Source organism: Sinorhizobium saheli (assembly GCF_001651875.1).
GTDB lineage: Bacteria > Pseudomonadota > Alphaproteobacteria > Rhizobiales > Rhizobiaceae > Sinorhizobium > Sinorhizobium saheli.
In genome coordinates, this window is sequence record NZ_LNQB01000073.1 from 535,519 (window position 1) to 556,329 (window position 20,811).

Genomic DNA, 20,811 nt, shown 5'->3' on the forward strand with positions numbered 1-20,811 from the left:
CTCAGCGGCCTCCCATTTCCTTGGTGGCGTTGCGGATGTTCCAGATCATGATCGGAATGACGAGCACCATGATCACCACGGCGATCGCCGCGCCGCGGCCGAAATCGCCGCCGCCGCGGAACATCCAGTCGAACATCAGGTTGGCGAGCACCTGGCTCTGCCATTGACCGTTCGTCATCGCCAGCACGATATCGAAGACCTTCAGCACCAGGATGGTAATGGTCGTCCAGACGACGGCGATCGTGCCCCAGATCTGCGGCACCATGATCTTGAAGAAGATCTGCCAGCCATTCGCACCGTCGATCACCGCGGCCTCGATCGTTTCCTCCGGGATGCCGCGCAGCGCAGCGGACAGGATGACCATGGCAAAGCCCGTCTGGATCCAGATGAGGATGACCATCAGGAAGAAGTTGTTCCAGAAGGGCAGCGTGATCCAGGCCTGCGGCTCGCCGCCGAAGGCGACGACGATCGCGTTCAACAGGCCGATCTGCTCGGAACCCTCGGCGCGGTAGTCATAGATGAACTTCCAGATGACGGCCGCACCGACGAAGGAGATCGCCATCGGCATGAAGATCAGGGTCTTGGCGATATTGCCCCACCAGATTCGATCGGTCAGTGCCGCGATGACCAGGCCGAAGAAGGTGGAGAGCGCCGGAACCACCAGCAGCCAGAGGAAATTGTTGAAGATCGACTGCCGGAATTCGCCGTCATTGACCATCCATTGGTAGTTGCGCACACCGACGAAATTCTGGCCGGCTCTGTCGTGCAGGCTCAGCCATACGGATTCGACGACGGGATAGACCAGGTAGATCGTCAACGCGAAGAGGGCCGGGGCCAGGAAGAGCCAAGGCCGAATGGCATTGGCGGTGCGCAGGTTGCGCGAAGCCGCAGCGGCCGTCGGTCCCTTGGGAGGGAATATCCGGTCGAGTATGAAATTGGTGCCCCAGAAATAGGCCACGCAGGCCAGGACACCGCCAACTATCGTCAGGACAGCATAGATCATCTGCTGCATGACACATCCCTCCCCTCTCGTCTCTCCGGAGCAGGCTGCACAGGCACATCGCGGGCGACCGCGGCCGCGCCGGACGGGACCGCCCGCCCGGGCGGCCGTCCGCATCGAGCAGAACGGCGGACGATCAGATCATCGTCCGCCATGCGCCGTTACTTGATGGCGTCCCAGGCCTTCTGGACATCAGCCGCAACGTCGGCGGAAGACTTGCCGCCGACGAAGTCGACCATGCCGGTCCAGAACGCACCCGCACCGATCTTGCCCGGCATCAGGTCGGACCCGTCGAAGCGGAAGGTCGTGGCATTGAGCAGAATCTCACCCTGCTTCTTGAGCGGCGGATTGCCGTAGACGTCGACATTGACGCTCTTGTAGGGCGTCAGGAAGCTCGTCTGCGCCATCCAGACCTCGTGCGCGATCGGCGTCTTCAGGAACTCGATGAAGGCGCGCGCGGCCGGCGTATCCTTGGTGATCATCGCGAGCGTACCCGCGCCGAGCACCGGATTGCCGAGCTCCTTCTTGCTCTCATAGGGCGGCATGTAGAAGAAGTCGGCGTCCTCCCCGACAACCGTGCCCTCCGGGAAGAAGGACGGAATGAACGAAGCCTGGTGGTGCAGGTAGCACTTCGGCGGCGAGGCGAAGAGGCCCTTGGGGCTATCGCGGAAATCGGTGGAGGCGACGGCCGCCGCACCGCCGTCGACGAACTTGTCATTGCGGGCGAACCAGCCGAACTCGTCGAGCGCCGCGGTGACCGCCGGATCCGAGAAAGGGATCTCGTTCTTCACCCACTTGTCGTAGACATCGGCCGGCTGCGTGCGCAGCATCAGGTCCTCGACCCAGTCGGTGGCCGGCCAACCGGTCGCGCCGCCCGAGCCCAGGCCGATGCACCACGGCTTGTCGCCATCCTCGGCGATCTTCTCCGTCAGCGCCTTCAATTCCTCCATGGTCTTCGGCACTTCGTAGCCGGCATCCTCGAAGTTTTCCGGCACGTACCAGACGAGGGATTTGACGTCGATCTTGTAGGGGAAGGCGTAGAGTGCCGGCGTGCCGTCCTTGCCGTTGTAGGTGGAAAGGTCGACCCAGGACTGGCCGGCGGCGTAATTGTCGAGGAGCCATTGCTTGGTTTCGTCGCCGAGCGGCGTCAGATAGCCCTTGGCGGCGAGGTCGGCGATCAGGCCCGGCTGCGGCAGGATGGCGATATCCGGCGGGCTGCCCGCCTGCGTGTCGATGACGATCTGCTGCTCGTAGTTTTCGGAGGAGGAATATTTGACTTCCACGCCCGTCGCCTCGGTGAAATAGGCATAGACGCTCTTGAACAGGGCCTCGTCCTCGGCGCGCCAGGGTCCGAAGATGGTGAGCGTCTGCGCCTTCAGGTCATGGCCCTTCCTGAACTCCTCGAAGCTCCCCCAGTTGAACTTGGAGTCCTCGCCCGGCTTGAACTTGAGGTCGGCGGCGGCAGCTCCCCCTGCAAGCAATGCGAACGCGGCCACGCCTATCAGCAATGATCTCTTCACGTGTCGTCCTCCCCAAAAAGAAGCCCGGGCATTGCGCCACGGGCGGAACGTCAAGGCGCCGATTCAAAGCGCTTTGAATTAGCTCACACTCCATTGCCGCAAAGAAAGAGTCAAGAGGCTTTGCACAACCATCCTCAGCGGGCCGAATTTTTGCTCTGCGGCAGCATTTTTGCGGCGCAAACAGCCGGTTTTCTGCTTCTTGCGTGCCGGCATGAGTGCTACAGGACGAAGAAAGCGCTTGTTCGGTGGCTCAAAAACGAGAAAAGTATTCAAAGCGCTTTGGAAGGATACGCATCATGGCGGTCAACCTCAAGCAGTTGGCGGAGCTGCTCGGCCTGTCGCAGACGACCGTGAGCCGGGCGCTCAACGGCTATCCGGAGGTCAATGCCGAAACGCGCGAGCGGGTCCTGCAGGCGGTGCGCGAGACGGGCTATCGGCCCAACCGCGCCGCTCAACGGCTCGCCACCGGCAAGGCCTACTCGATCGGCCTCGTCATGCCGATCGCCTCCGGCATCGATTCCGACATCCATTTTGGCGAGTTCCTGGCCGGGCTGGCGGAGGAGGCGGTGAAGCACGACTTCCACTTCGTGCTCAATCCGAGCGCCCCCGACGACGAGGAAGCGACCTTCCGGCGACTGGCGGCAAGCGGCAACGTCGATGCGCTCTTCCTTGCCTATATGCGCGCCAACGATCCGCGCATCGCCATGCTGAAGGCGCTTTCGATCCCCTTCGTCGTACACGGGCGGTCGATCGGCGGCGCAAAGGACTACCCCTTCGTCGACATTGACAATACCGCCGCCTTCTACGATGCCGCCAGGCTTCTGATCCAGCTCGGCCACCGCCGGATCGCGCTCATCAACGGGCCGGAATATCTCGCCTTCTCCCTCCGCCGGAAGAAGGGCCTGACGCGGGCACTGGAGGAAAAGGGGCTCCGCCTCGACGAGACGCTGGTTCACCATTCGGCGATGACCGACGAATACGGCTACCGCAGCATGCAGCGCTTTCTCGACCGGCCGGACCCGCCGACCGCCGTGCTTTGCTCCAGTACGGTGCTGGCGCTCGGAGCGGTGCGCGCGATCAACCAGGCAAGCCTCGTGATCGGCAGCGACATCTCCGTCATCGCCCATGACGACGTCTTGCCGATGCTGAAGCCCGAGAATTTCAGCGTGCCGCTGACGACCACACGCTCGTCGCTGAGGGCCGCCGGCGCCCGCATCGCCAAACGGCTGATCGGCGGCATTCTCGACCGCGGCGACTATCCGGAGCAGGAACTCTGGCGGGCCGAACTGATCGTGCGAGCCTCGACGGGACCGGCGCCCGGGAGATAGGCGGGCTGTATCCGGTAGCCGCGCTGCGGGTGTCCCAATTGCCCCGGGTTTGACCCTCCCCACAAGGGTCCCACAAGGGTCCCACAAGTGGGAGAGTTTTGCTTCTTCGCTCTAATCAAATCGCCAGCCGCTCAGAACTTCGGTGGCGTGCGGCCGGCCTTGCGATAGGCGGTGATGATCGTGTTCGCCATCAGCATGGCGATCGTCATCGGTCCGACGCCGCCGGGGACCGGCGTGATGACGCTCGCGACCTTGGCGCATTCCTCGAAGGCGACGTCGCCGACGAGCTTGGTCTTGCCCTCGCCGCGCTCGGGCGCCGGGACGCGGTTGATACCGACGTCGATCACCGTTGCGCCGGGCTTCACCCAATCGGCCTTGACCATCTCCGGACGACCGACCGCCGCTACCAGGATGTCGGCGTTGCGGCAGACGGCGGCCAGGTCCTTGGTGCGCGAATGCGCCGTCGTGACGGTCGCGTTCGCCGCGAGAAGCAGCGCCGACATCGGCTTGCCGAAGAGGTTGGAACGGCCGATGACGACGGCGTTCAGTCCGGAAAGATCGTCGCCATGGGTGCGGCGCACGAAGACCATCGCGCCGGCCGGCGTACAGGAGACGAGCCCGCCTTCGAGATCGCCGGTCGCGACCTTGCCGGCATTGACGACATGCAGGCCGTCGACGTCCTTTTCCGGAAGGATCGACTGGATGATCGGCTCGGAGCGAAGATGCTTCGGCAGCGGCAGTTGCACGAGGATGCCGTGAATGGACGGATCGGCGTTGAGGTCCGCGACGAGGCCCGCGAGTTCCTCCTGCGAGGTCTCCTCGGGCAGAGTATGCTGAACCGAAAGGAAGCCGCATTCCTTGGCCATCCGGCTCTTGGCGGAGACATAGGCATGGCTTGCCGGATCGTTTCCGACGATGACCACCGCCAGCCCCGCGCGAACGCCCGCTTCGCTTTCCAGCGCCTTGGTGGCGGATTTCACGCTTTCGATGACCGAAGCGGCAACGGCCTTGCCATCAATCACAGTCGTCACGACGATATCTCCCGGTTTGTCTCGAACGCGGCACACTTTAAGTCACGCGGCATCGAGCGATTGCCTGCATGCGCCCTATGCTGTTCCAAACGCATAAATGCAAGTGCCTCAGGCGATCGAACCGCAACCGGGCCCGAGGTGAGCCGGATTTCCTTGCATCGCTGAAAGGTCGCGGCCGGTCGGCGCGGCTTTCTGAGAGCTTGCCTCTCGGCTGGCGAAGTGCGCGAAGCGGCCTTTTGCAATGTGCCGGGTCCGGGCGTAAACTTCGCTTATAGGCCGTTTTGAGGATCCGAAGTTTGTTCAGGAAGATATTTTCCAGTAATTGCCAAAATTCGCGCGAGCTTTGACGATGACGGCGGACGGCGAGGATTGCTCCCTTTATTTCCAGCGACGGCTGGAAGACGCGGCGGATATCGAGCTTGTCGTGGTGGTGCCTACGTTCCGCCGCCCGGTTCGCCTGGTCAAGACGCTGAAGACCATCGTCTCGCAGCGGCCCGACCTGCCCCTGGCGACCATCGTCGTCGAAAACGACGCGGAGGGCCTCGCCGGCGCGCAGGCGGCGAAGAGCTTCTTTGCCGGCCGCTCGTCCGATTCCGCCATTATCGTCACCCGCCACCCGGGGCACGCCCATGCGTGCAATGCCGGTTGGGCAGGGGCCCTCGATCTTTATCCCAACCTCAAGGCGCTCGCGGTCATCTATGACGATGAAGTCGCCGCTCCCGAATGGCTCGATTGCCTCCTGGCCGTGCAGGAGGCCCATTCCGCCGACATCGTCGGCGGGCCGCAGCTTCCCGTCTTCGAGGATCCGCAGGAATACAAATGGAAGCGGCACCCGGTTTTCACCCCGCCCTACGACAGGGCCGGGCCGGCGCCGATCCTCAATTCCGCCGGCAACGTCCTCATCACGCGGCCGGTTCTCGAGGGAATGGCCAAGCCCTATCTGGATCCGGCGCTCAACATCGTCGGCGTCGGCGACGCGGATTTCTTCGATCGATGCAAGGCCAAGGGCTTCTCCTTCGCCTGGGCCGCGGAGGCCTGGGTGGCGGAAACGGTTCCGGCCTACCACACCACGGCGTCGTGGATCCGCGCCCGCAGCCTCGAAAACGGCGCGATCTCGGCACTCCTCGAGCATCAGCGCGACCCGACGCTCTTTGGACGGTTGAAAACGTTCGGCAGATCGCTGGCGCTGCTTGTGACGTCCCTGCCGCTCGGCATCAAGCTCTGGGCGGAGACCGGCCTTCCCGCTGCAAGCCTCTATCCCCTCTACGTCGCGGTCGGCCGGCTGACCGCAAGGATCGGTTCCGCCGAGGGCCGGCACCGCGGCGGCGCCGCGCGCTGAACCGTCAGAAGTTCAGTGCGCACCGCCGTCGGCCTTCACCGCCCCTTCGGGTATCCTGTCGGCGGCAACCTTGCCGTTCCTGTCGACGATCGGCACCGGCTTCTGATGGGGCATGTTCTGGCTGTTGGCGACGCGCTGGACGTCGTCTTTGGTGAGGTACTCGAGCTGCTCGACCAGGACCTCGGTGATGACTTCGCTTCCGAGCTTCTTGTTGAGACCGTCCTTGACCGCACCCTTGAAGCTCGGCAGGTCGAAGCTCCGCGTGTCGGCGACGTCGATCAGCTTCGAACCGAGGAGCATGTCGTAGAGCTCGTCCGTGACGAGCTGGCGAAGCGGCGCGTGGAGATCAGCGATCCCCTCGCGCGTCGCCGAGAAGGACAGCTTGGCCAGGAAATAGCCCTGAACGGCCCCGTCCTTGATGACCGGGACGGTGATGATTTCCCCCGGGACATACTCCTCCGACGCGCGGCGAGCCGCTTCGGCCTCCGAGATGACGGGCGCCGAGGCATATTGCATCGAGAAATAGACGGATCCGAGCGTGACGGCGCAGACCCAGATACCGGTGAGAACGAGCTTCAGCATCAGAAATCGCTATAGCGGAATTGCGCTTCGGTGTAGATGCCGTCCGCATCGGCATCCTGGGCGGCCGTCTTGAGGATGTCGACGACGGAACGCACCGCCTCCAGATGCGCGGCAACCTTCTGGGAGTTCAGCTGCAGCTTCTTGCGAAGATGGCGGGTCTGCGAGGTGAAGGAAGGCGATATCTCGCCCGACGCCGCGTCGCGATGGAGCATCGTCAGTTCGTAGAGGCAGCGGCTCTTGTGAGCGTTCGAGGTCTTCAGGTCGAATGCGGGGTCAATGCCGATACGGCTGTTCTCGTTGTCGATGATCATCTCCAGCCGACCGAGAACATTCTGTATCCGCAGGTCATTGGATGCCACAGCTTCCATAATTCAACTCCCAAATGCGCTTGGCGCAGGATGGCCGGTCAGGCCCAAACATTGTTCTGCTCAGTTCTTATTCGGAGCGGGGCGCGGGGCGGAGAACCGCACGCACCTGACCCCGCTCAGGCCTGCTTCTTCTTGTCGTCGTCGGTCAAAAAGGCGGAGAACGTCTTGCGCTCGTATTCCTGGACCATGCCGGCGGCGAGGTTCAGGCTGTTGCCGTCGACGGAGGCCTTGACGCGGTCGGCGGGATCGTCGCCGGCCAGTTGCTCGGCAATGCCGATGCCGCCGCCCTTGGCCAGAACGTCGCCGATCTGTTCCGACATCATGCTTTTCCAGACGTCGCCGGCGGTTCCCTTGCCGTAGACGTTTTCGCTGTCGCTCGGCAGCATCGATTTCACGAAGTTCTGGAGCACCATCGCCTCGAACTTGCGATAGGTCTCGGGAATCTTCTTCGGTCCGACACGATTGTCGATGTCCCCAAGGCCGCTCGATCCTTCGGACGCGTTGAGGACCGAGACGGCGGCGGCAAAGCCATTGCCGTTTTCCGCGAGGCTCGTCGCCTCGAAGGCGGCGCGATTGGCCTTGAGCCGCGCCTGCGCCTCCTGAATTTCCGCCGGATCGGCCGCGCGCACGACATCCATCACCAGATCGCTGGGCGGGGAAATAGCCATGTCAGGTCCTCTTAAAGCCGGAGCCGCCGCCGTCTCTCACCGGCAGCGCAATCAGTGTCGGAGCCGGGCCTCCACCCTTCGGCAGGGGGCCCGTATCACCCCACTATCGCCCGTCAACCTTACGGGAAGCTGGCGGTCCGGCCGAGACATGCTGATCGATCAGGTCGAGGATCGAATTGTCCGCCGCCTCGCGCTCCTCCTCCAGGCGCGCGTCCTTCATGCTCTCTTCCAGGCGATCGCCTTTGGCACGCTCCTTCAGCATCCGCGATTCATGCACCTCCTGGATGCCGAGCAGCATCTGGTCCTTCTGCACGAGCCGCCCGAGCTGGGAGGCGTAGTGGCCCGAAAACATGCGATGCATCGGATGGCCGGACCCCATCGCGTCGACGACGACATCGATCGTTTCGGCAAGCGTCGTGCGCTGGCGGGCGATCTCGGCGAGTTCGCTCTCGGCCATCTGCTCCAGATGCCGCTGGACGGCGACCAGGCGTTTCAGTTTTTCCGACCGGGTCTTCATCGGCTCCGATTCGCTGTTCTAGCCGCCCTGCATCACCGGCGCGAAGCCGTCGGCGAAGAGGTGCAGCATGGCGGCAATGCCGAGATAGAGCAGGAACAGACCGCCCATGATGAGATAGGGTTGGGAAATGAAGTAGATTGGGATCTGCGGCGCCAGCTTGTTCACCATGCCGATCGCCACGTTGAACAACAGGCCGTAGATCAGGAAGGGGCTCGCGAGCCTGAGCATGACCATGAAGGTCTGCCCGAGCGAATTGGTGAGCGTGATCAGCATGCCCTGCGGATCGAAGCCGGTGCCGATCGGCATCACCCGGTAGGACTGGGCGATCGCCTCGATCATCACATGGTGGAAGTCCAGCATGAAGAGAAGCAAGAGGCCGGCGAAACTGATCATGCTGGTGAGCTGGTTTTCCGTCGTGTCCTCGAGCACGTCCGCCGCCGGCGGCGGATTGAAGCCGATCAGCATGGTTATCGCCGTCCCGGCAAACTGCAGGCCGAGCACGTAGTAGCGGGCGACGAGGCCGATGATGACGCCGACGACCGTCTCGGCCGCGACGAGATAGATGTAGGTGTGGCCCTTGCCCGTCACCTCCGGATAGATGTCGGTCCACATGACCGGCAGGATCGCCATCGAGATCGCGACGGCGATGAACAGTCTCACCTGCAGGGGAACACGCGCGGCCGAAAAGCCCGGCATCACCATGATGCAGCCGCCGATCCGGCAGAAGGCCGCAAACAGCGCCAGCACCGTGCCCTCGGGGTCGCTGATCATGAGATCGAGCCGATGATCTTGATCTCCAGTCCCTTGGCAAGCTCGACATGGGAGAGCACCGGGAGTGTGGCGAAGAGGCGTTCGATGATCATGCGGACATAAGAGCGGGATTCGGGCGAACTTACCAGCACGAAGGGCATGCCACGGTCGAGATGTTCACGGATAACCTTCGTCGCCTGCTCGGTGAACTCTTCGAGGTGGCGCGGGTCGATGTCGAATTCGACGATCTCGCCCTTGGCGTCGCGCTTCAGCGCCTGATGGAAGACCATGTCCCACTTGTTGCCGAGCCGCAGAACGCGGAGCACCCCGTTGTCGGCGAGGTCGCCGCAGAGCTGCTGCGACATGCGCACGCGCACGTGCTCGACGATCTGCTCCGTCTTGCGCACATGCGGAGCGAGTTCAGCCACGGCCTCGAGGATCAGGTGCAGGTTGCGGATCGAGACCCGCTCGGCAAGCAACAGCTTGAGCACCGCCTGCAGGCCGGAATAGGACATGTGCGAAGTACAGATCTCGTCCGCGAGCTTGCGGTATTCGGGGTCGAGCCGCTCGATAAGCACCTTCACGTCCTTGTAGGACAGAAGCTGCGGCAGGTTGTTGCGGATCACTTCGCTCAGGTGCGTCAGGACGACCGAGACATTGTCGATCGGGTGGAAGCCTTCGCGCTTCAGGTCTTCCGTGAAGGTCTCGAGGATCGAGACGGCCGGCATGCCGAAGGCGGGCTCGCGGATATCGTCGCCGGGCACGCTCGGGCGGCGGGCGCCGCCGGTGACGACCAGCACCTCGCCGACGCGCACCGTGTTGGAGGCGATCGTCGTGCCGTGGATACGGACCTGGTAGGCCTTGTCGGGGATGGTGATATCGTCCGATACCTTGATCTCCGGAACGACGAGACCGTATTGCAGGGCGAATTTGCGGCGCATCTTGCCGACGCGGAAGGCAAGCTCCTGGTGGGCGCCGAGCAGCCGCGTCGAGACCTGCTTGCCGAGGAGGAGTTCGATCTCCGCCGTCTTCAGGACGGACTTGACGGAGTCCTTGTCGCTCTCCTTGGTCTGCTGCGCCTTCATCGCCTCCTCGGCCCGCTTCTCCGCATTCGCCGCCTCGAGCTGGCGAGGAATGAGCCAGCCGAGGAAGGCCATGCCGCCGCCAAGCGCGGCAAAGGGAATGAACGGCAGGCCCGGCATGACCGAGAGCAGGATGATGAGGCCGGCCGCCACCATCAGCGCCCGCGGATAGCCGCTGAGCTGACCGACGACCGCCTGGTCGGTGGAACCGGCGGTGCCGCCGCGCGAAACGAGCAGGCCCGCCGCGAGCGAGACGATCAACGCCGGGATCTGCGAGACGAGGCCGTCGCCGACGGAAAGCTTGACAAAGACGTCGGCCGCCTCGCCGATCGGCATGCCGTGACGCAGATAGCCGATGATGATGCCGCCGAAGACGTTGATCGCCGTGATGATCAGGCCGGCGATCGCGTCACCGCGAACGAATTTCGACGCACCGTCCATCGCGCCGTAGAAGGAGCTTTCCTCTTCGAGTTCGCGGCGGCGGCGCTGCGCCTCCTTCTCGTCGATCAGCCCGGCCGAGAGATCGGCGTCGATCGACATCTGCTTGCCGGGGATCGCGTCGAGGGTGAAGCGGGCGCCGACTTCGGCGATGCGGGTGGCGCCCTTGGTGATGACGATGAAATTCACCGTGATCAGGATCAGGAAGACGATCAGGCCGATCACGAAATCCCCGGACATGACCAGGCTCGCAAAGCCGGAGATGACGCCGCCGGCGGCGCCATGCCCCTCATGGCCGTGCGAGAGGATGACGCGCGTGGTGGCGATGTTCAGCGCCAGCCGCGTCATGGTCGAGATCAGCAGGATCGTCGGGAAGGACGAGAATTCGAGCGGCCGCTGGATCCAGAGCGCGACCATCAGGATCAGAACCGAGAAGGAGATGGAGAAGGCAAGCCCGAGATCGATCAGGAAGGCCGGAATGGGCAGGAACAGGATCGACAGGATCATGACGATCCCGAGGGCGAAGCCGATGTCCCGGCTCTTGGGTGCGAGTTTCGGGATGGTCAGCGCTGCCTGTTGTGCCATGTCTCTTCCGTCTCTTCATGAGAGGCGGGCAGCACGACGCGCATGCTGCCCAAGCTATAGCGGAAGAACTAAAGACCCAAGCTTGCGCGAAGGTGGTATGGCAGAGGGGGGTGCCCGCCCGCCTCAGAATCCGGACTGGATCCGCGAGAAGACGATGTCGGTGAAGATGGAAATCTGCGCGCCGACGAAAGGTGCCGAGATCGCTGCCGTGATCATCACGGCGAGAATCTTCGGGACGAAGGTCAGCGTCATTTCCTGAACCTGGGTCAGCGCCTGAATGAAGGCGATGGCGACGCCAACGACCATGGCCGCCAGGACGGCGGGGCCCGAGGCCACGATCACGGTCCAAATCGCGGCCTGCACGATATCGAGGGCGTCCGCCTCATTCATGGGACTATCACTTCACCTTTACGCCGGGACCGATGACGAGCTCCTTGCCCGTATCGAGCACGGCAATGATTCCATCGGAGTATAGTTTGACCTCCTTGACCACGCCAGTCGTCTTGCCGTCCTCACTGGTGACCGTCTTGCCGATCACCGCGTCGGCCTCGGAGAGCGAGGTGCGCTGAAGCAGGCTTTCGAGATTCTTGTTGGTCTTGATGGTCTGCTCGACCTGCGAAAAGGTCGCAAGCTGCGCGATCTGCTGCGTCGCGTCCATCGGCTCGGTCGGATCCTGGTTCTTCATCTGCGCGACCAAGAGCTTCAGGAAGCTCTCGTAGTTCAGCGTGGCGGCGCTCGCGTCGCTCGTCGCGCTTGTGGTCGTCGCCGTCGACGACGTGGTATTGCTCGAAGTCGTGTTGACGCCGCTTACCGCCATGGCGCTATTTCCTTGCGAATCTGTTCCACCGTCGCCGGCGCGATTTCCTGAGCATTGAGGATGCGATCCTCGATCGGATAAAGCGCGCGGATCGCCTTCAGCGCCTCGAAGGCACGGCCCTGGGTGACGAGGCCGTCGATGCGCTTCAGTTCCGCCAGCACTTCCTCGTTCTTGAAGCAGGTGAGCAGCATGACGATCGACTTGCGGAACATCGCCGTCGATTGCTCGGCGCCTTCCGGATTGATCAGGATCATCTGGGCAATGAAGTAGAGCTGCCTGAGCGGCGTCGTTGCGTCTTCCGGTTGCAGGACGTGGTTTTCCAGGAGGAAGGTGACATCGTTCAGGAATTCGATGGCGACCTTGCGGTCAACGCGAAGCACCGCGCCATTTACAAAGATCCTTTCGCCCGATTTCAGCGAGATACGCAGTGTGCTCTTCATTTCAGTCCATCCCTGATGATGGTGGTGATGTCTATGATGCCCTGGAAGTTGGAAGACTCGCGTTTGCGGATCTTCTCCGTCTCGTTCAGAATCCAGATGCCGATCGAGATCAGATTGGCGCGCAGTTCCTCGTTGAGCTGGTTGTCGGGCGCGCGCAGGTCATCGATGAAGCGGATCCAGAGACGCCGGGTGAAGTAGACCGCCTCGATCGCCTCGCGCGAATAGCCGCTCTTTTCCTTCGCCGCTTCGAGGAGCGCGATGGAACGATCGAGCACCTGCCGCTCCCGATCCTTGGAAACGGCTACGCCTCCCTCCATGATCTCGGCGTAAGCAAACTGATACATTCAGACATCCCTCATGCTTGTCTTCGTCCCCTAGTCATTAGAGGAAGTCTATCAAACTCAACTGCTGGATCCGCGCCGTCAGCGTGTAGGACGTCTCCACCTGCGTCAGCAGCGTGTTCATCCGGGTCGAGGCCTCGTAGGTGTCGATGCCCTCGAGGTCGGTGATATGGGTGTTGATCAGCTTGATCTGGACCTCGAGCGACGTGTTCGCCTTCTCGACGCGGGCCTCCGAAATGCCGAGCGTGCTGCGCTCGGCGGTGATGCTGGTGTTGCCTTCCTCCACATAGCCGAGCGCCGCTTCGCCGATATAGGTGCGCACTTCGGAGCTCACGTCCTGGTCCATGAGTTCCGAGGCGATCACGCTGGCGAGGGCAAACTTGCGGAAGCCGTCGGTCGTCGCATTCGTCGAGCTTTGCACCACTTCGGTCGTGCTGATGCGGCTGGTCATGTTCTGGCTGGAGGCCTGGGACCAATCCGCCGCCCATTGGGTATCATCCGCATAGAGCGGCTCGAGCGTATTGGTGATGAAGTCTTCCATCTGGGCGACGGTGAAGTCGCTCATGGAAGCAATGCCGTTTGCCGACATGTAGTTCGCAAGCTCGGCATCGAAGGTCGCCTTCGCCGCCGACCCCGCGGCACTGTAGTCCTCGAAGGGCTTCACGTCGGTGTTGATGCCGGCAAAGAGGAATTCCCCATTGAAGGAGAGGTTCGCCGCCGAGGTGAAGAGCGACATGGCGCTCTCGATTTCCATCTTCTGGATGGACAGCTGGTCGGCGGCATCATTGCCCTTGAAGGTCACCAGCGTGTCGCGCACCTGCTCGGCCGCCTCGGCCATCTGGGAGAGAGCCTCCTGCGAGGCCGAGAGCCTCTGGGTGACGATCGAATTCGTGTCGACCAGGGTTTCGAGCCGCGCCAGCTCCCGCCGCAGGTTGACCGAGCGCGACGTCGAGGAGCCGAGTTCAACGCCGACATCCGCGAACCGGCCCGTCGAGACTTCCGTCTCGAGCTTCAGAAGTTCCGCCTGACCCTGCTGGATGGTCAGGCGCATGGCATTCTGCACGGCCAGGTTCGAAACGAAGGATGTCTTCATGATTACCTCACGGCTTCCAGAAGCGACGCCATCATGGCGTCGACGGTGCTGATCAATTTGGCCGAGGCCTTGTAGGACTGCTCCAGATCGAGGAGCAGCGAGAGCTCTTCGTCGATGCTCACCCCGGTCACCTTGCCGAGCGCCTCTTCCGTCCGCGCCAGAAGCGCCGTCTTGTTGTCGTCCGCGGTGGAGGCGCCGCTGCGCAACTGCTCGAACCAGCCGATCGACGAGGCGGCGAATTCCATGATCGAGCTCGTGCCGTCGAGCCCGGCCGCGGCGTCGAAGGTCATGTCCTCGTCCATCGCGGTGATGAAGCCGTCGAGCAGGTCGGTGAAGCCCGCGTCGCCATCGGTGTTGGCCACCACGCCGTTGAAGCCGCCGTCGCGCAGCAGAAACGGATCGGCCTGCGCGGCCGGATTGACCGCGAGCGAGGCGGCGATGCCGGGCTCGATCGTGCCGTCCGCGGGAACGGTTCCGTCCGTCCAGGTGAAGAGACCCGGGGCGCCGCCTTCCTGGAACAGGCTGACCAGGCCGCGCGCCATCTCGTCCAGCTGGGACTGGAACGTCGGGGCGACCTCGTCGCGCAGTTGCACGAGGCTCGCAAGCTTTCCCTGCGCCGTGGTATCCGCGCCGCTGCCGGCGGCAAGCGGCACGGCGTCGATGAAGATGGCGCTGCCGGTGACGGTCGCGTCATAGGCCGTCGTCGGCGTGAAGGTGACCTGCCGCGGCTGCGTCTCGAAAAGCACCGTGCCGTCGGCCGTATAGATCACCGTGTCGTTGTCGGCCCGCGTCACGGTCGAGATGCCGACGAGCTCCGCGATCTGCTTCAACAGGCTGTCGCGGTCGTCGAGCGCCGCGGTTGCGTCCGTGCCGGCGGCCGTCGCCTGCTTGACCGCATTGTTCGCCGTCTCGAAACTCGCGAGCAGCGCGTTCAGATTGGCGACTTCCTCGGCGATCTGCTTGTCGGTGTCGAGCCGGAGGTCCTGCACGGCGGCCGCGGTGCTGCTGATCGACTTGGCGAGATCCGAGGCGTCCGACACGACGGTCGCGGCGATCGTCGAGTTGCCCGGTGTCGAGGCGAAGGTCTGCAGGCTGTCGTGAAAGGCCGAAAGGTAAGTCGACGGCGACGTCTCGTAGTCATTGCCGCCGAGCGCGGATTTCAGGATCTCCAGGCCGGAAAGCAGGCTCGACTGCGCGGAAGACTGCGAAATGCTGAGCAGGTTCTGCTTGAGCAGCGCCTCGTTTTGCGCCCGGTAGATCGATGCGACCTGGGCGCCCCCGGGAGTGGTCCCGAGCATCGCCATGCGCCGGGAGTAGTCCGCATTGCCCGCATTCGCAATGTTCTTCGACACGGTGGCGGTTTGAACCGCCGTGGTACTGAAAGCGGATTGCGCAATGGAGATTGCAGAAGACAGCGACATGCCGGGACCGTTTCTTGGGGATTACCGCTTCAGGTTCACGAGAACTTCGAGCAACTCGGAACCGGTCTGGAAGACCTTGGAGTTCGCGGTGTAATTGCGCTGCGACTCGATCATCGAGGTCAGCTCGTCGGCGATATCGACATTCGAGCTTTCAAGCGCGCCGGAGAGAATGGTGCCGAAGCTGCCGGAGCCGGCAAATCCCGTGATGATGACGCCGGAATCGACGCCCTGCGAGTAGACGTTGCCGGATTCCGGGATCAGCTTGTCGGGGCTTTGAACATCCGCGAGAGCGATGCGATAGCGCGGCTCGAGATCGCCATTGGCATATTTTATGTAGACGATGCCGTCCGTGTCGATCTGATAGCCGGACACCTTGCTCGGGGCGTTGCCGTCGATCTTGCCGCCATCGGGCGTGAAGGCCGTGCCGAGCTGCGTCGTCTCCGAGAAGTCGATGACGATATCGTTGAGTATGGCGCCCGTCCCCGCAATTGGGCTGATCGCGGTACCGTCCAAAGTCAGGTTTGCCGGCGACGTAGTCAGGACGCCATCTTCATCGAAATCCAGCGTCGCGGTGCCGAGGGAAGTGCTCGACGTCCGGTCGATGATTTCGAGTTCCCACTGGTTGTCGGCAACCTTGGTGTAGTTGAAGTCGAGGATGCGGGTGTTGCCCTGGCTGTCGTATACGATGAGCGAAGTCGTCTTAACGTCGCCGTTCGAGGCGCCGGAAGGGAGGTTCGCGCCCATTGCCCCCGTGGTCGAACCAGTCGCCGTCAGGCCCTCCGATGCGAGATTGACCTCGGTCAGTCCGTCGAAGCCGTTGACGACGACCGTCGGGTCGGCGCCGGCCTCGTATTCGTATCCCATCAGGGTGAACCCGGCCGTATTGACGAGGTTGCCCTGGTCGTCCTCGACGAAAGCCCCGGCGCGTGTCAGGTATTCCTGGCCATCGGCGCCCTGGACGATGAAGAACCCGCCGCCGCTGATGGCAAGGTCGCTTGCCGACGTCGTGTAGGTGGTCGCCCCCTGGTCGGAAATGCTGTAGCGGACCTGGGTCTGGACGCCGCCGGAATTGTAGGAACCGCTGCTCGACGGCAGGATCATCGATGAGAACTCGGTCGATGCGCGCTTGTAGCCGACCGTGCTGGAGTTTGCGATGTTCTCAGCCACCGTGCTCAGGCGGTTGGCCTGGGCGTTCATGCCGGACACGCCCGTTCTCATGGTACCGTAGAGACTCATTTCCGATCCTCATTTCCTTGTTGCAGCGACACTAGGAGCCGGGCCTTGCGTGAACCTGTCTTGGACTGCCCGGCGTCCGGTCCTCACGCGCTCAATTCCAGTCGATGCAGTAGCCAAGGAAACGCTTGGAATCGATCGGGTCGAAGCCGAGCTTCTTGCGCAGCTTCTTGCGCAGCTTGCTGATGTGGCTTTCGACGACGTTCTCTTCCACGTCTTCGTCGAAGATGCCGTAGATCGCGTTGAAGATCTGCGCCTTGGAGACCCGGCGGCCGCGGTTGGCGACGAGATATTCGAGGATGCGCCGCTCGCGGCGCGGCAGGGCAAAAACCTCGCCGTTGATCTCCGGATCGCGACCGTCGGCGAAGACGCGAATGGGCCCGATGTCGGTGTAATTGGCGATCGCCTTCAGCCGCCGGCGGATCGCGGCGACGCGGGCGAGGATTTCCCTCGGATGCACCGGCTTGCGCACCACGTCGTCGACGCCGCAGTCGAAGAGGGCGAGCGTGTTTTCGAGGGAGGGCGTATCGCTCATGGCGATGACCGGCGCCTCCGAGCGGTCGCGGATCGCGCGCGGCAGGCTGAATGCGCTCTCGCCTTGCCCGATCAGGAACGCCTCTACCGCCTCGATGTCGGAATCGGCGGCGGTGCTCACCCACTCGCCGAACTCCCTCGGATCAAAACCCGTCGAGGGAATGCCCTCGCGCCCGAACAGGGACGCGTAGCCGTCCTTTACCAGCTCTCTCTCATCAACCACCACGATCATTCGTCCGCCTCCGAATCAATATGGGTTGCCTCGTTGAGACAGAGGTACGAATCGTATGATTCATGGACAATTAGAGGAAGTTAATGGGACATTTTAATAGTTGATTAAGGATTGCGTGCCGATTTGATCTATATCTAGTAGGTGGCCGTTAATCATGACACTAATATCGTGTGGAAAAGTTAACGCTCCATGACGAAATCGCTTGCAGTCACAATCTACCCGCATTGTTGCCACAATGCGACGCGACCGCGCCGATACAACTGACGATTGATTATTGACAGAACTGCGTGGCGTTCGGCGTCCACTTGCCGTAGCCGGTCGCGACCAGGTTCGCGATGACGCGGCAGACATATTTCTTCTGCGCCGGATCGTTGTTGGGACCGGCATGATAGCGCGCCACCGCCATCGTCCAGCTCTCATGCCTGGAGCGCAGATTGGCGAGGAAGCGCGCGGCATAATCGACATTCTTGCGCGGATCAAGCATTTCCTCCGGAGAGCTGAAATGCTCGCCGTGGAAATGGTAGTTGATCTGCATGCAGCCGAGATCGATGAGCTTGGCGCCCTGCGCCCGGGCCGCGCTGAAGCGCGCCAGGACGTCCGCAACGCTCGTCCCGAAATAGGCCTTGCCCTCGATGTTCATCGCATAGGGCTGCAGCGACCCCTTGCGCCCCGTCTCGGTCAATCCGACGGAATAGAGGATGCCGGTGGGGATGCCGTATCTGGCCGCCGCGGTAACGATCTCACGCTCGCAGACGCCGGCGCTTGCAAAGGCGCTACATGTAGACGTCGCCAGCGCGACCGCGCTCGGCACCAGTCGCCGCGTCATCCATTCCATCATTGCCCGCCCACCTTTCCGTCGCAACCTGGCCGCCTTCCTGCCTTTGCCGCCGCTCGCCGCCCTCGTTGCCCGCCGGCCCGCGGCCGTCATTACCGAACGGCGTCTGGGCCTGCTGCTGCGAACCGTTCGCACTCGCACCGTCCCCCCCCGCGTTGAAGACGATGTTCACCTGGTCGACGGCGAATCCCTGGGCGCGGAGCGCCTTCACCATCTCGCTCTGATCGTCGCGCAACTGGCGGAAGGCCTCGCCGGTTTCGACTTTCAGGTCGACCTGAAGCTCGTCGTCCTTGAGCCTCAGCGTTGCCGTTACGGTGCCGAGATCGATCGGATGCATCTGGATCTTCAGCGTATTGAGCGTCTTGCCGGCCTGGCTCCAGGCCTCGGGCTGCGCCGTGGCGGCCGTCGATTGCAGGGCGGCGGCCCATTCGCCATCGGCGGCGATCGCACCCGTCACCGACGCCGCATTCGCGGTCATCGCCACCCCAAGGTAGCGCCGCGCCTCGAGGACACTGACGGTTTCGGCCTTGGAGCCACCCGGCGAATTCACATTATCGACCGTCACCTTCTCGCCATCCTGCGAGATGCTCATGGAAACGGCCTGCCCCTTGCCATCAGCGCGGGCGAAGCGGAAGAGCCGGTCCGCCCCACCATCGTCGACGGGCTTCTCGGCCTGCAACAGAGGCTCGTCGTCTTCAGCCCTACCGCCCGCATTCGTCACCGACCTCAGGGAACGCGCGTGATCGCCCTCCGCCGGTCCTGCCTTGCCCTCCGGCTGCGTCGCCACGGTGGTCGCCGCCACGCCGCTCCCGAGCATCGTCAGGAGGTCGGCGACCGTACCGCTTCCCGGCTCGTGGGAACCGGTGTCGCCATCGGGCATGTCGGCGGTCGTCACCTCCTCGGCGGAGCCGGCGTCGGCCTGCATTTTTCCGCGCCACGCGCGCGTGGCGGAAGCCGCCGGATCTCCTAGCTCGCGCTCACCGCTCCTCTGGTCGCCCTTCGAAGAGACCTGCACCTCGGCGATCGACGGCGCCTGTTGCGGCCGTTTCGCCGCGCCCTCGCCGGGCGCTCTCGCCCCGTCGGGCAAGGGCGTCTCGTCCTTGGCCGTGGCATTGGCAGCCGTCGTGATCAGATTGCCGGTGCCGACGCTCGGTTGGCGATCGCCGATGGCGCGTGCCGGCGGCGGCGCTTGCTCGCCGCCTTTTCCCTGCGCCTTCGGGCGACCGGCATCCGCGATCGCCTCCTCGAAGGCGCCGGGCGCGGTGTCGGCCTGGTCGCGGCCGCCCTGGCGCGCAGCCGGCCTGCCCGTGACGGCGGCGGCCGGCATGCGCAAACTCTCGTCAAGAGGCCTCATTGTCCCTCCTCCTTCAGGAGCGCATCGATCTCCTCGATCTTGGAGCGCCCGCTGGCGAGAAAACCATCGAGAGCCGGATCGCCGGATTGCGCCACGTCGGCGGAAATCGCGCCGCCATCGTCCGTTGCCGGCGGCGTCTCGACGGCCTGGCCGAAGGGGCTCATGCCGCTTCCGGTCTCCTCGGCCTCCGCATGGCTCGACTCCCCGGCGGGTTCTTCCGGTATAGAACCGGGCGCTTGCGCGGAGCTTTCATCGGCCGGGGGCCGCACAACCTCTTCGGCGACCGCTTTCGCCGCTTCGCGCAGTGCGCGATCGCGCGGCGAGAGATCCTCGTCGGGAATGGCGCTGATCGTCTTCGTCGCGGAGAAGACGTCCGCTGAGGGCACGGCGGCAAGCCCCTCGTAGAAGCTCGCCAGCACCTGCGATTGCGCGCCGCCGTCGTCCGCCAGTTCTTCGGCCCGCTTCGAGGCGAGACGCGCCAGCGTCTGGTTGCCGCCGATCGCGGCACGCCGCGCGACGCGCAGATAGACTTCGCGCTGGCGCGACCGGTCCATGAAGGCCAGGACCTCGGACACCCTCTCTTCGGCCGCCGCGTCGAAATGCGCGACCGCGAGCTCGACGAAGACGTCGGCGAACTGGCTCGCGTAAGGCGAGGTCAGATAGCGCCGCGCATAGTTCAGCGCGTAGCGAAAGCCTTTGTCCGGGTCGTTGGCGCGCACCGCGAGGTACACCGAGCGGCGAAGCGCTGCCTCCTCGATGATGGTGCCCGGCGCCGTCAGCCGCGCCCAGTCGTAGTATCTCATCGCGGCGACGGGATCCTGCTGCGACGTGGCATTGCCGAGAATGAGAAAAAGATAGGGGCCGATGCGCGCGTTCTTGTATTCCGGCGCGGCCTTGGAGAGGTTCTCGACGATCAGCGGACCCTTGCCGTTCAGGTACTGCCTGAGAGCGTCGGTCACGCGGGAATCGAAATTGCCTTCGATGTCGCGGCCGACGAGGTAGTCGAGCGTATCGGGATTGCCGCCGCTCATGACGTAGACGAGGGCGGCGTCGACGTTGCGGGGATCGCGGAAGGCCGCCGGATCGGCCGCCCGCAGCCGCTCGTCGATCGCGCCGAGCATGAAGCGCTGCATCTCGATCGCCGAATGGTCACCGAGCACCACCGAATCCTGGACGAATTGCAGCGACCTTATCATCTTGAAAGGCGCGAGCTCTTCCGGCCCGTTCGCGCGGGCGACACCCACCGCAAAGGCAACCGTCAGGGCCGTTGTCGCAAGAATGGCGCCGAGCCGCTTCAACATCT

The 20,811-nt window shown here is 63.5% G+C and carries 22 protein-coding genes; 2 read left to right on the forward strand and 20 right to left on the reverse strand.

Features of this window, described 5'->3' with window-relative positions; genetic code table 11:
- Position 1: 1 nt before the first annotated feature.
- Both ATB98_RS15920 and ATB98_RS15925 read right to left on the reverse strand, forming a co-directional pair.
- Positions 2–1,012 carry a carbohydrate ABC transporter permease gene (locus tag ATB98_RS15920; protein ID WP_066875330.1) on the reverse strand — a complete coding sequence of 337 codons (1,011 nt, stop codon included), beginning with the start codon at positions 1,010–1,012 and terminating at the stop codon, positions 2–4.
- 149 nt (positions 1,013–1,161) lie between these two features.
- Entirely contained in the window at positions 1,162–2,520 is a 1,359-nt protein-coding gene (locus tag ATB98_RS15925; RefSeq protein ID WP_066875332.1) for an ABC transporter substrate-binding protein, read from the reverse strand.
- A 296-nt stretch (positions 2,521–2,816) separates the two neighbouring features.
- Here ATB98_RS15925 and ATB98_RS15930 point away from each other — a divergent pair, with 296 nt between their 5' ends.
- Positions 2,817–3,848: a substrate-binding domain-containing protein gene (locus tag ATB98_RS15930; protein WP_066875333.1), complete on the forward strand. Its 1,032-nt coding sequence runs from the start codon at positions 2,817–2,819 to the stop codon at positions 3,846–3,848.
- Positions 3,849–3,979: 131 nt separating this feature from the next.
- Here the strand turns inward: ATB98_RS15930 and folD are convergent, their stop codons facing one another.
- Entirely contained in the window at positions 3,980–4,879 is a 900-nt protein-coding gene (gene folD / locus ATB98_RS15935) for a bifunctional methylenetetrahydrofolate dehydrogenase/methenyltetrahydrofolate cyclohydrolase FolD (protein ID WP_066875335.1), read from the reverse strand.
- 349 nt (positions 4,880–5,228) lie between these two features.
- On the opposite strand from folD, the gene ATB98_RS15940 reads away from it, so the two are divergent.
- Positions 5,229–6,218, forward strand: coding sequence for a glycosyltransferase (locus ATB98_RS15940; protein WP_066875338.1), 990 nt, complete (start codon positions 5,229–5,231; stop codon positions 6,216–6,218).
- Between the two features lie 12 nt (positions 6,219–6,230).
- On the opposite strand, the gene ATB98_RS15945 is transcribed toward ATB98_RS15940, so the two are convergent.
- The 17 genes from ATB98_RS15945 to motC all read right to left on the reverse strand — a co-directional run bounded on the left by ATB98_RS15945 (position 6,231) and on the right by motC (position 20,809).
- Positions 6,231–6,800: a hypothetical protein gene (locus ATB98_RS15945; protein WP_066875340.1), complete on the reverse strand. Its 570-nt coding sequence runs from the start codon at positions 6,798–6,800 to the stop codon at positions 6,231–6,233.
- Positions 6,800–7,168, reverse strand: coding sequence for a hypothetical protein (locus ATB98_RS15950; RefSeq protein ID WP_066875341.1), 369 nt, complete (start codon positions 7,166–7,168; stop codon positions 6,800–6,802). Before ATB98_RS15950 ends, ATB98_RS15945 begins: the two co-directional genes overlap by 1 nt.
- Positions 7,169–7,284: 116 nt before the next feature.
- Entirely contained in the window at positions 7,285–7,836 is a 552-nt protein-coding gene (locus tag ATB98_RS15955; RefSeq protein ID WP_066875342.1) for a rod-binding protein, read from the reverse strand.
- Positions 7,837–7,939: 103 nt separating this feature from the next.
- Entirely contained in the window at positions 7,940–8,353 is a 414-nt protein-coding gene (locus tag ATB98_RS15960; protein ID WP_066875344.1) for a hypothetical protein, read from the reverse strand.
- 18 nt (positions 8,354–8,371) lie between these two features.
- Positions 8,372–9,124, reverse strand: coding sequence for a flagellar biosynthetic protein FliR (gene fliR / locus ATB98_RS15965; protein ID WP_066875346.1), 753 nt, complete (start codon positions 9,122–9,124; stop codon positions 8,372–8,374).
- On the reverse strand, positions 9,121–11,208 hold the full coding sequence (gene flhA, locus ATB98_RS15970; RefSeq protein ID WP_066875348.1) for a flagellar biosynthesis protein FlhA: 2,088 nt from the start codon (positions 11,206–11,208) through the stop codon (positions 9,121–9,123). The genes fliR and flhA overlap by 4 nt, the downstream gene beginning before the upstream one ends.
- A 123-nt stretch (positions 11,209–11,331) precedes the next feature.
- Positions 11,332–11,598 (reverse strand): flagellar biosynthetic protein FliQ, encoded by a 267-nt coding sequence (locus tag ATB98_RS15975; RefSeq protein ID WP_066875350.1) that lies wholly within the window; start codon positions 11,596–11,598, stop codon positions 11,332–11,334.
- A 7-nt stretch (positions 11,599–11,605) separates the two neighbouring features.
- On the reverse strand, positions 11,606–12,025 hold the full coding sequence (gene flgD, locus ATB98_RS15980) for a flagellar hook assembly protein FlgD (protein WP_066875352.1): 420 nt from the start codon (positions 12,023–12,025) through the stop codon (positions 11,606–11,608).
- The gene (gene flbT / locus ATB98_RS15985) at positions 12,016–12,465 is read right to left on the reverse strand and encodes a flagellar biosynthesis repressor FlbT (RefSeq protein WP_066875354.1); all 450 of its coding nucleotides are present in this window, start codon (positions 12,463–12,465) and stop codon (positions 12,016–12,018) included. The genes flgD and flbT overlap by 10 nt, the downstream gene beginning before the upstream one ends.
- A complete protein-coding gene (flaF, locus tag ATB98_RS15990) occupies positions 12,462–12,809 on the reverse strand; it encodes a flagellar biosynthesis regulator FlaF (protein ID WP_066875356.1) in 348 nt (115 codons plus the stop codon). The genes flbT and flaF overlap by 4 nt, the downstream gene beginning before the upstream one ends.
- Positions 12,810–12,846: 37 nt before the next feature.
- Positions 12,847–13,899 (reverse strand): flagellar hook-associated family protein, encoded by a 1,053-nt coding sequence (locus ATB98_RS15995; protein WP_066875358.1) that lies wholly within the window; start codon positions 13,897–13,899, stop codon positions 12,847–12,849.
- Between the two features lie 2 nt (positions 13,900–13,901).
- Positions 13,902–15,320 (reverse strand): flagellar hook-associated protein FlgK, encoded by a 1,419-nt coding sequence (gene flgK, locus ATB98_RS16000; RefSeq protein WP_066875360.1) that lies wholly within the window; start codon positions 15,318–15,320, stop codon positions 13,902–13,904.
- 21 nt (positions 15,321–15,341) lie between these two features.
- Positions 15,342–16,556, reverse strand: a complete 1,215-nt coding sequence (locus ATB98_RS16005; RefSeq protein ID WP_066875362.1) for a flagellar hook protein FlgE — start codon at positions 16,554–16,556, stop codon at positions 15,342–15,344.
- A gap of 91 nt (positions 16,557–16,647) precedes the next feature.
- Positions 16,648–17,319, reverse strand: coding sequence for a transcriptional activator Rem (gene rem / locus ATB98_RS16010; RefSeq protein ID WP_066875364.1), 672 nt, complete (start codon positions 17,317–17,319; stop codon positions 16,648–16,650).
- Between the two features lie 271 nt (positions 17,320–17,590).
- A complete protein-coding gene (locus ATB98_RS16015; protein ID WP_153435863.1) occupies positions 17,591–18,154 on the reverse strand; it encodes a transglycosylase SLT domain-containing protein in 564 nt (187 codons plus the stop codon).
- The gene (locus tag ATB98_RS16020) at positions 18,093–19,508 is read right to left on the reverse strand and encodes a flagellar hook-length control protein FliK (RefSeq protein ID WP_066875367.1); all 1,416 of its coding nucleotides are present in this window, start codon (positions 19,506–19,508) and stop codon (positions 18,093–18,095) included. Before ATB98_RS16020 ends, ATB98_RS16015 begins: the two co-directional genes overlap by 62 nt.
- Complete coding sequence (gene motC / locus ATB98_RS16025; protein ID WP_066875369.1) at positions 19,505–20,809, reverse strand: chemotaxis protein MotC; 1,305 nt, start codon at positions 20,807–20,809, stop codon at positions 19,505–19,507. Before motC ends, ATB98_RS16020 begins: the two co-directional genes overlap by 4 nt.
- Positions 20,810–20,811 lie beyond the last annotated feature (2 nt).

What these genes read in the sequence shown, in the direction of transcription:
- ATB98_RS15995 (WP_066875358.1), bottom strand. Translation starts at nt 13,899, where the DNA reads ATGAAGACATCCTTCGTTTCGAACCTGGCCGTGCAGAATGCCATGCGC.
- flgK (WP_066875360.1), bottom strand. Translation starts at nt 15,320, where the DNA reads ATGTCGCTGTCTTCTGCAATCTCCATTGCGCAATCCGCTTTCAGTACC.
- ATB98_RS15975 (WP_066875350.1), bottom strand. Translation starts at nt 11,598, where the DNA reads ATGAATGAGGCGGACGCCCTCGATATCGTGCAGGCCGCGATTTGGACC.
- ATB98_RS15960 (WP_066875344.1), bottom strand. Translation starts at nt 8,353, where the DNA reads ATGAAGACCCGGTCGGAAAAACTGAAACGCCTGGTCGCCGTCCAGCGG.
- rem (WP_066875364.1), bottom strand. Translation starts at nt 17,319, where the DNA reads ATGATCGTGGTGGTTGATGAGAGAGAGCTGGTAAAGGACGGCTACGCG.
- ATB98_RS16015 (WP_153435863.1), bottom strand. Translation starts at nt 18,154, where the DNA reads ATGGAATGGATGACGCGGCGACTGGTGCCGAGCGCGGTCGCGCTGGCG.
- fliR (WP_066875346.1), bottom strand. Translation starts at nt 9,124, where the DNA reads ATGATCAGCGACCCCGAGGGCACGGTGCTGGCGCTGTTTGCGGCCTTC.
- flaF (WP_066875356.1), bottom strand. Translation starts at nt 12,809, where the DNA reads ATGTATCAGTTTGCTTACGCCGAGATCATGGAGGGAGGCGTAGCCGTT.
- flbT (WP_066875354.1), bottom strand. Translation starts at nt 12,465, where the DNA reads ATGAAGAGCACACTGCGTATCTCGCTGAAATCGGGCGAAAGGATCTTT.
- flgD (WP_066875352.1), bottom strand. Translation starts at nt 12,025, where the DNA reads ATGGCGGTAAGCGGCGTCAACACGACTTCGAGCAATACCACGTCGTCG.
- ATB98_RS16005 (WP_066875362.1), bottom strand. Translation starts at nt 16,556, where the DNA reads ATGAGTCTCTACGGTACCATGAGAACGGGCGTGTCCGGCATGAACGCC.
- flhA (WP_066875348.1), bottom strand. Translation starts at nt 11,208, where the DNA reads ATGGCACAACAGGCAGCGCTGACCATCCCGAAACTCGCACCCAAGAGC.
- ATB98_RS15955 (WP_066875342.1), bottom strand. Translation starts at nt 7,836, where the DNA reads ATGGCTATTTCCCCGCCCAGCGATCTGGTGATGGATGTCGTGCGCGCG.
- ATB98_RS15950 (WP_066875341.1), bottom strand. Translation starts at nt 7,168, where the DNA reads ATGGAAGCTGTGGCATCCAATGACCTGCGGATACAGAATGTTCTCGGT.
- ATB98_RS15940 (WP_066875338.1), top strand. Translation starts at nt 5,229, where the DNA reads ATGACGGCGGACGGCGAGGATTGCTCCCTTTATTTCCAGCGACGGCTG.
- ATB98_RS15945 (WP_066875340.1), bottom strand. Translation starts at nt 6,800, where the DNA reads ATGCTGAAGCTCGTTCTCACCGGTATCTGGGTCTGCGCCGTCACGCTC.
- ATB98_RS15920 (WP_066875330.1), bottom strand. Translation starts at nt 1,012, where the DNA reads ATGCAGCAGATGATCTATGCTGTCCTGACGATAGTTGGCGGTGTCCTG.
- ATB98_RS16020 (WP_066875367.1), bottom strand. Translation starts at nt 19,508, where the DNA reads ATGAGGCCTCTTGACGAGAGTTTGCGCATGCCGGCCGCCGCCGTCACG.
- motC (WP_066875369.1), bottom strand. Translation starts at nt 20,809, where the DNA reads ATGTTGAAGCGGCTCGGCGCCATTCTTGCGACAACGGCCCTGACGGTT.
- ATB98_RS15930 (WP_066875333.1), top strand. Translation starts at nt 2,817, where the DNA reads ATGGCGGTCAACCTCAAGCAGTTGGCGGAGCTGCTCGGCCTGTCGCAG.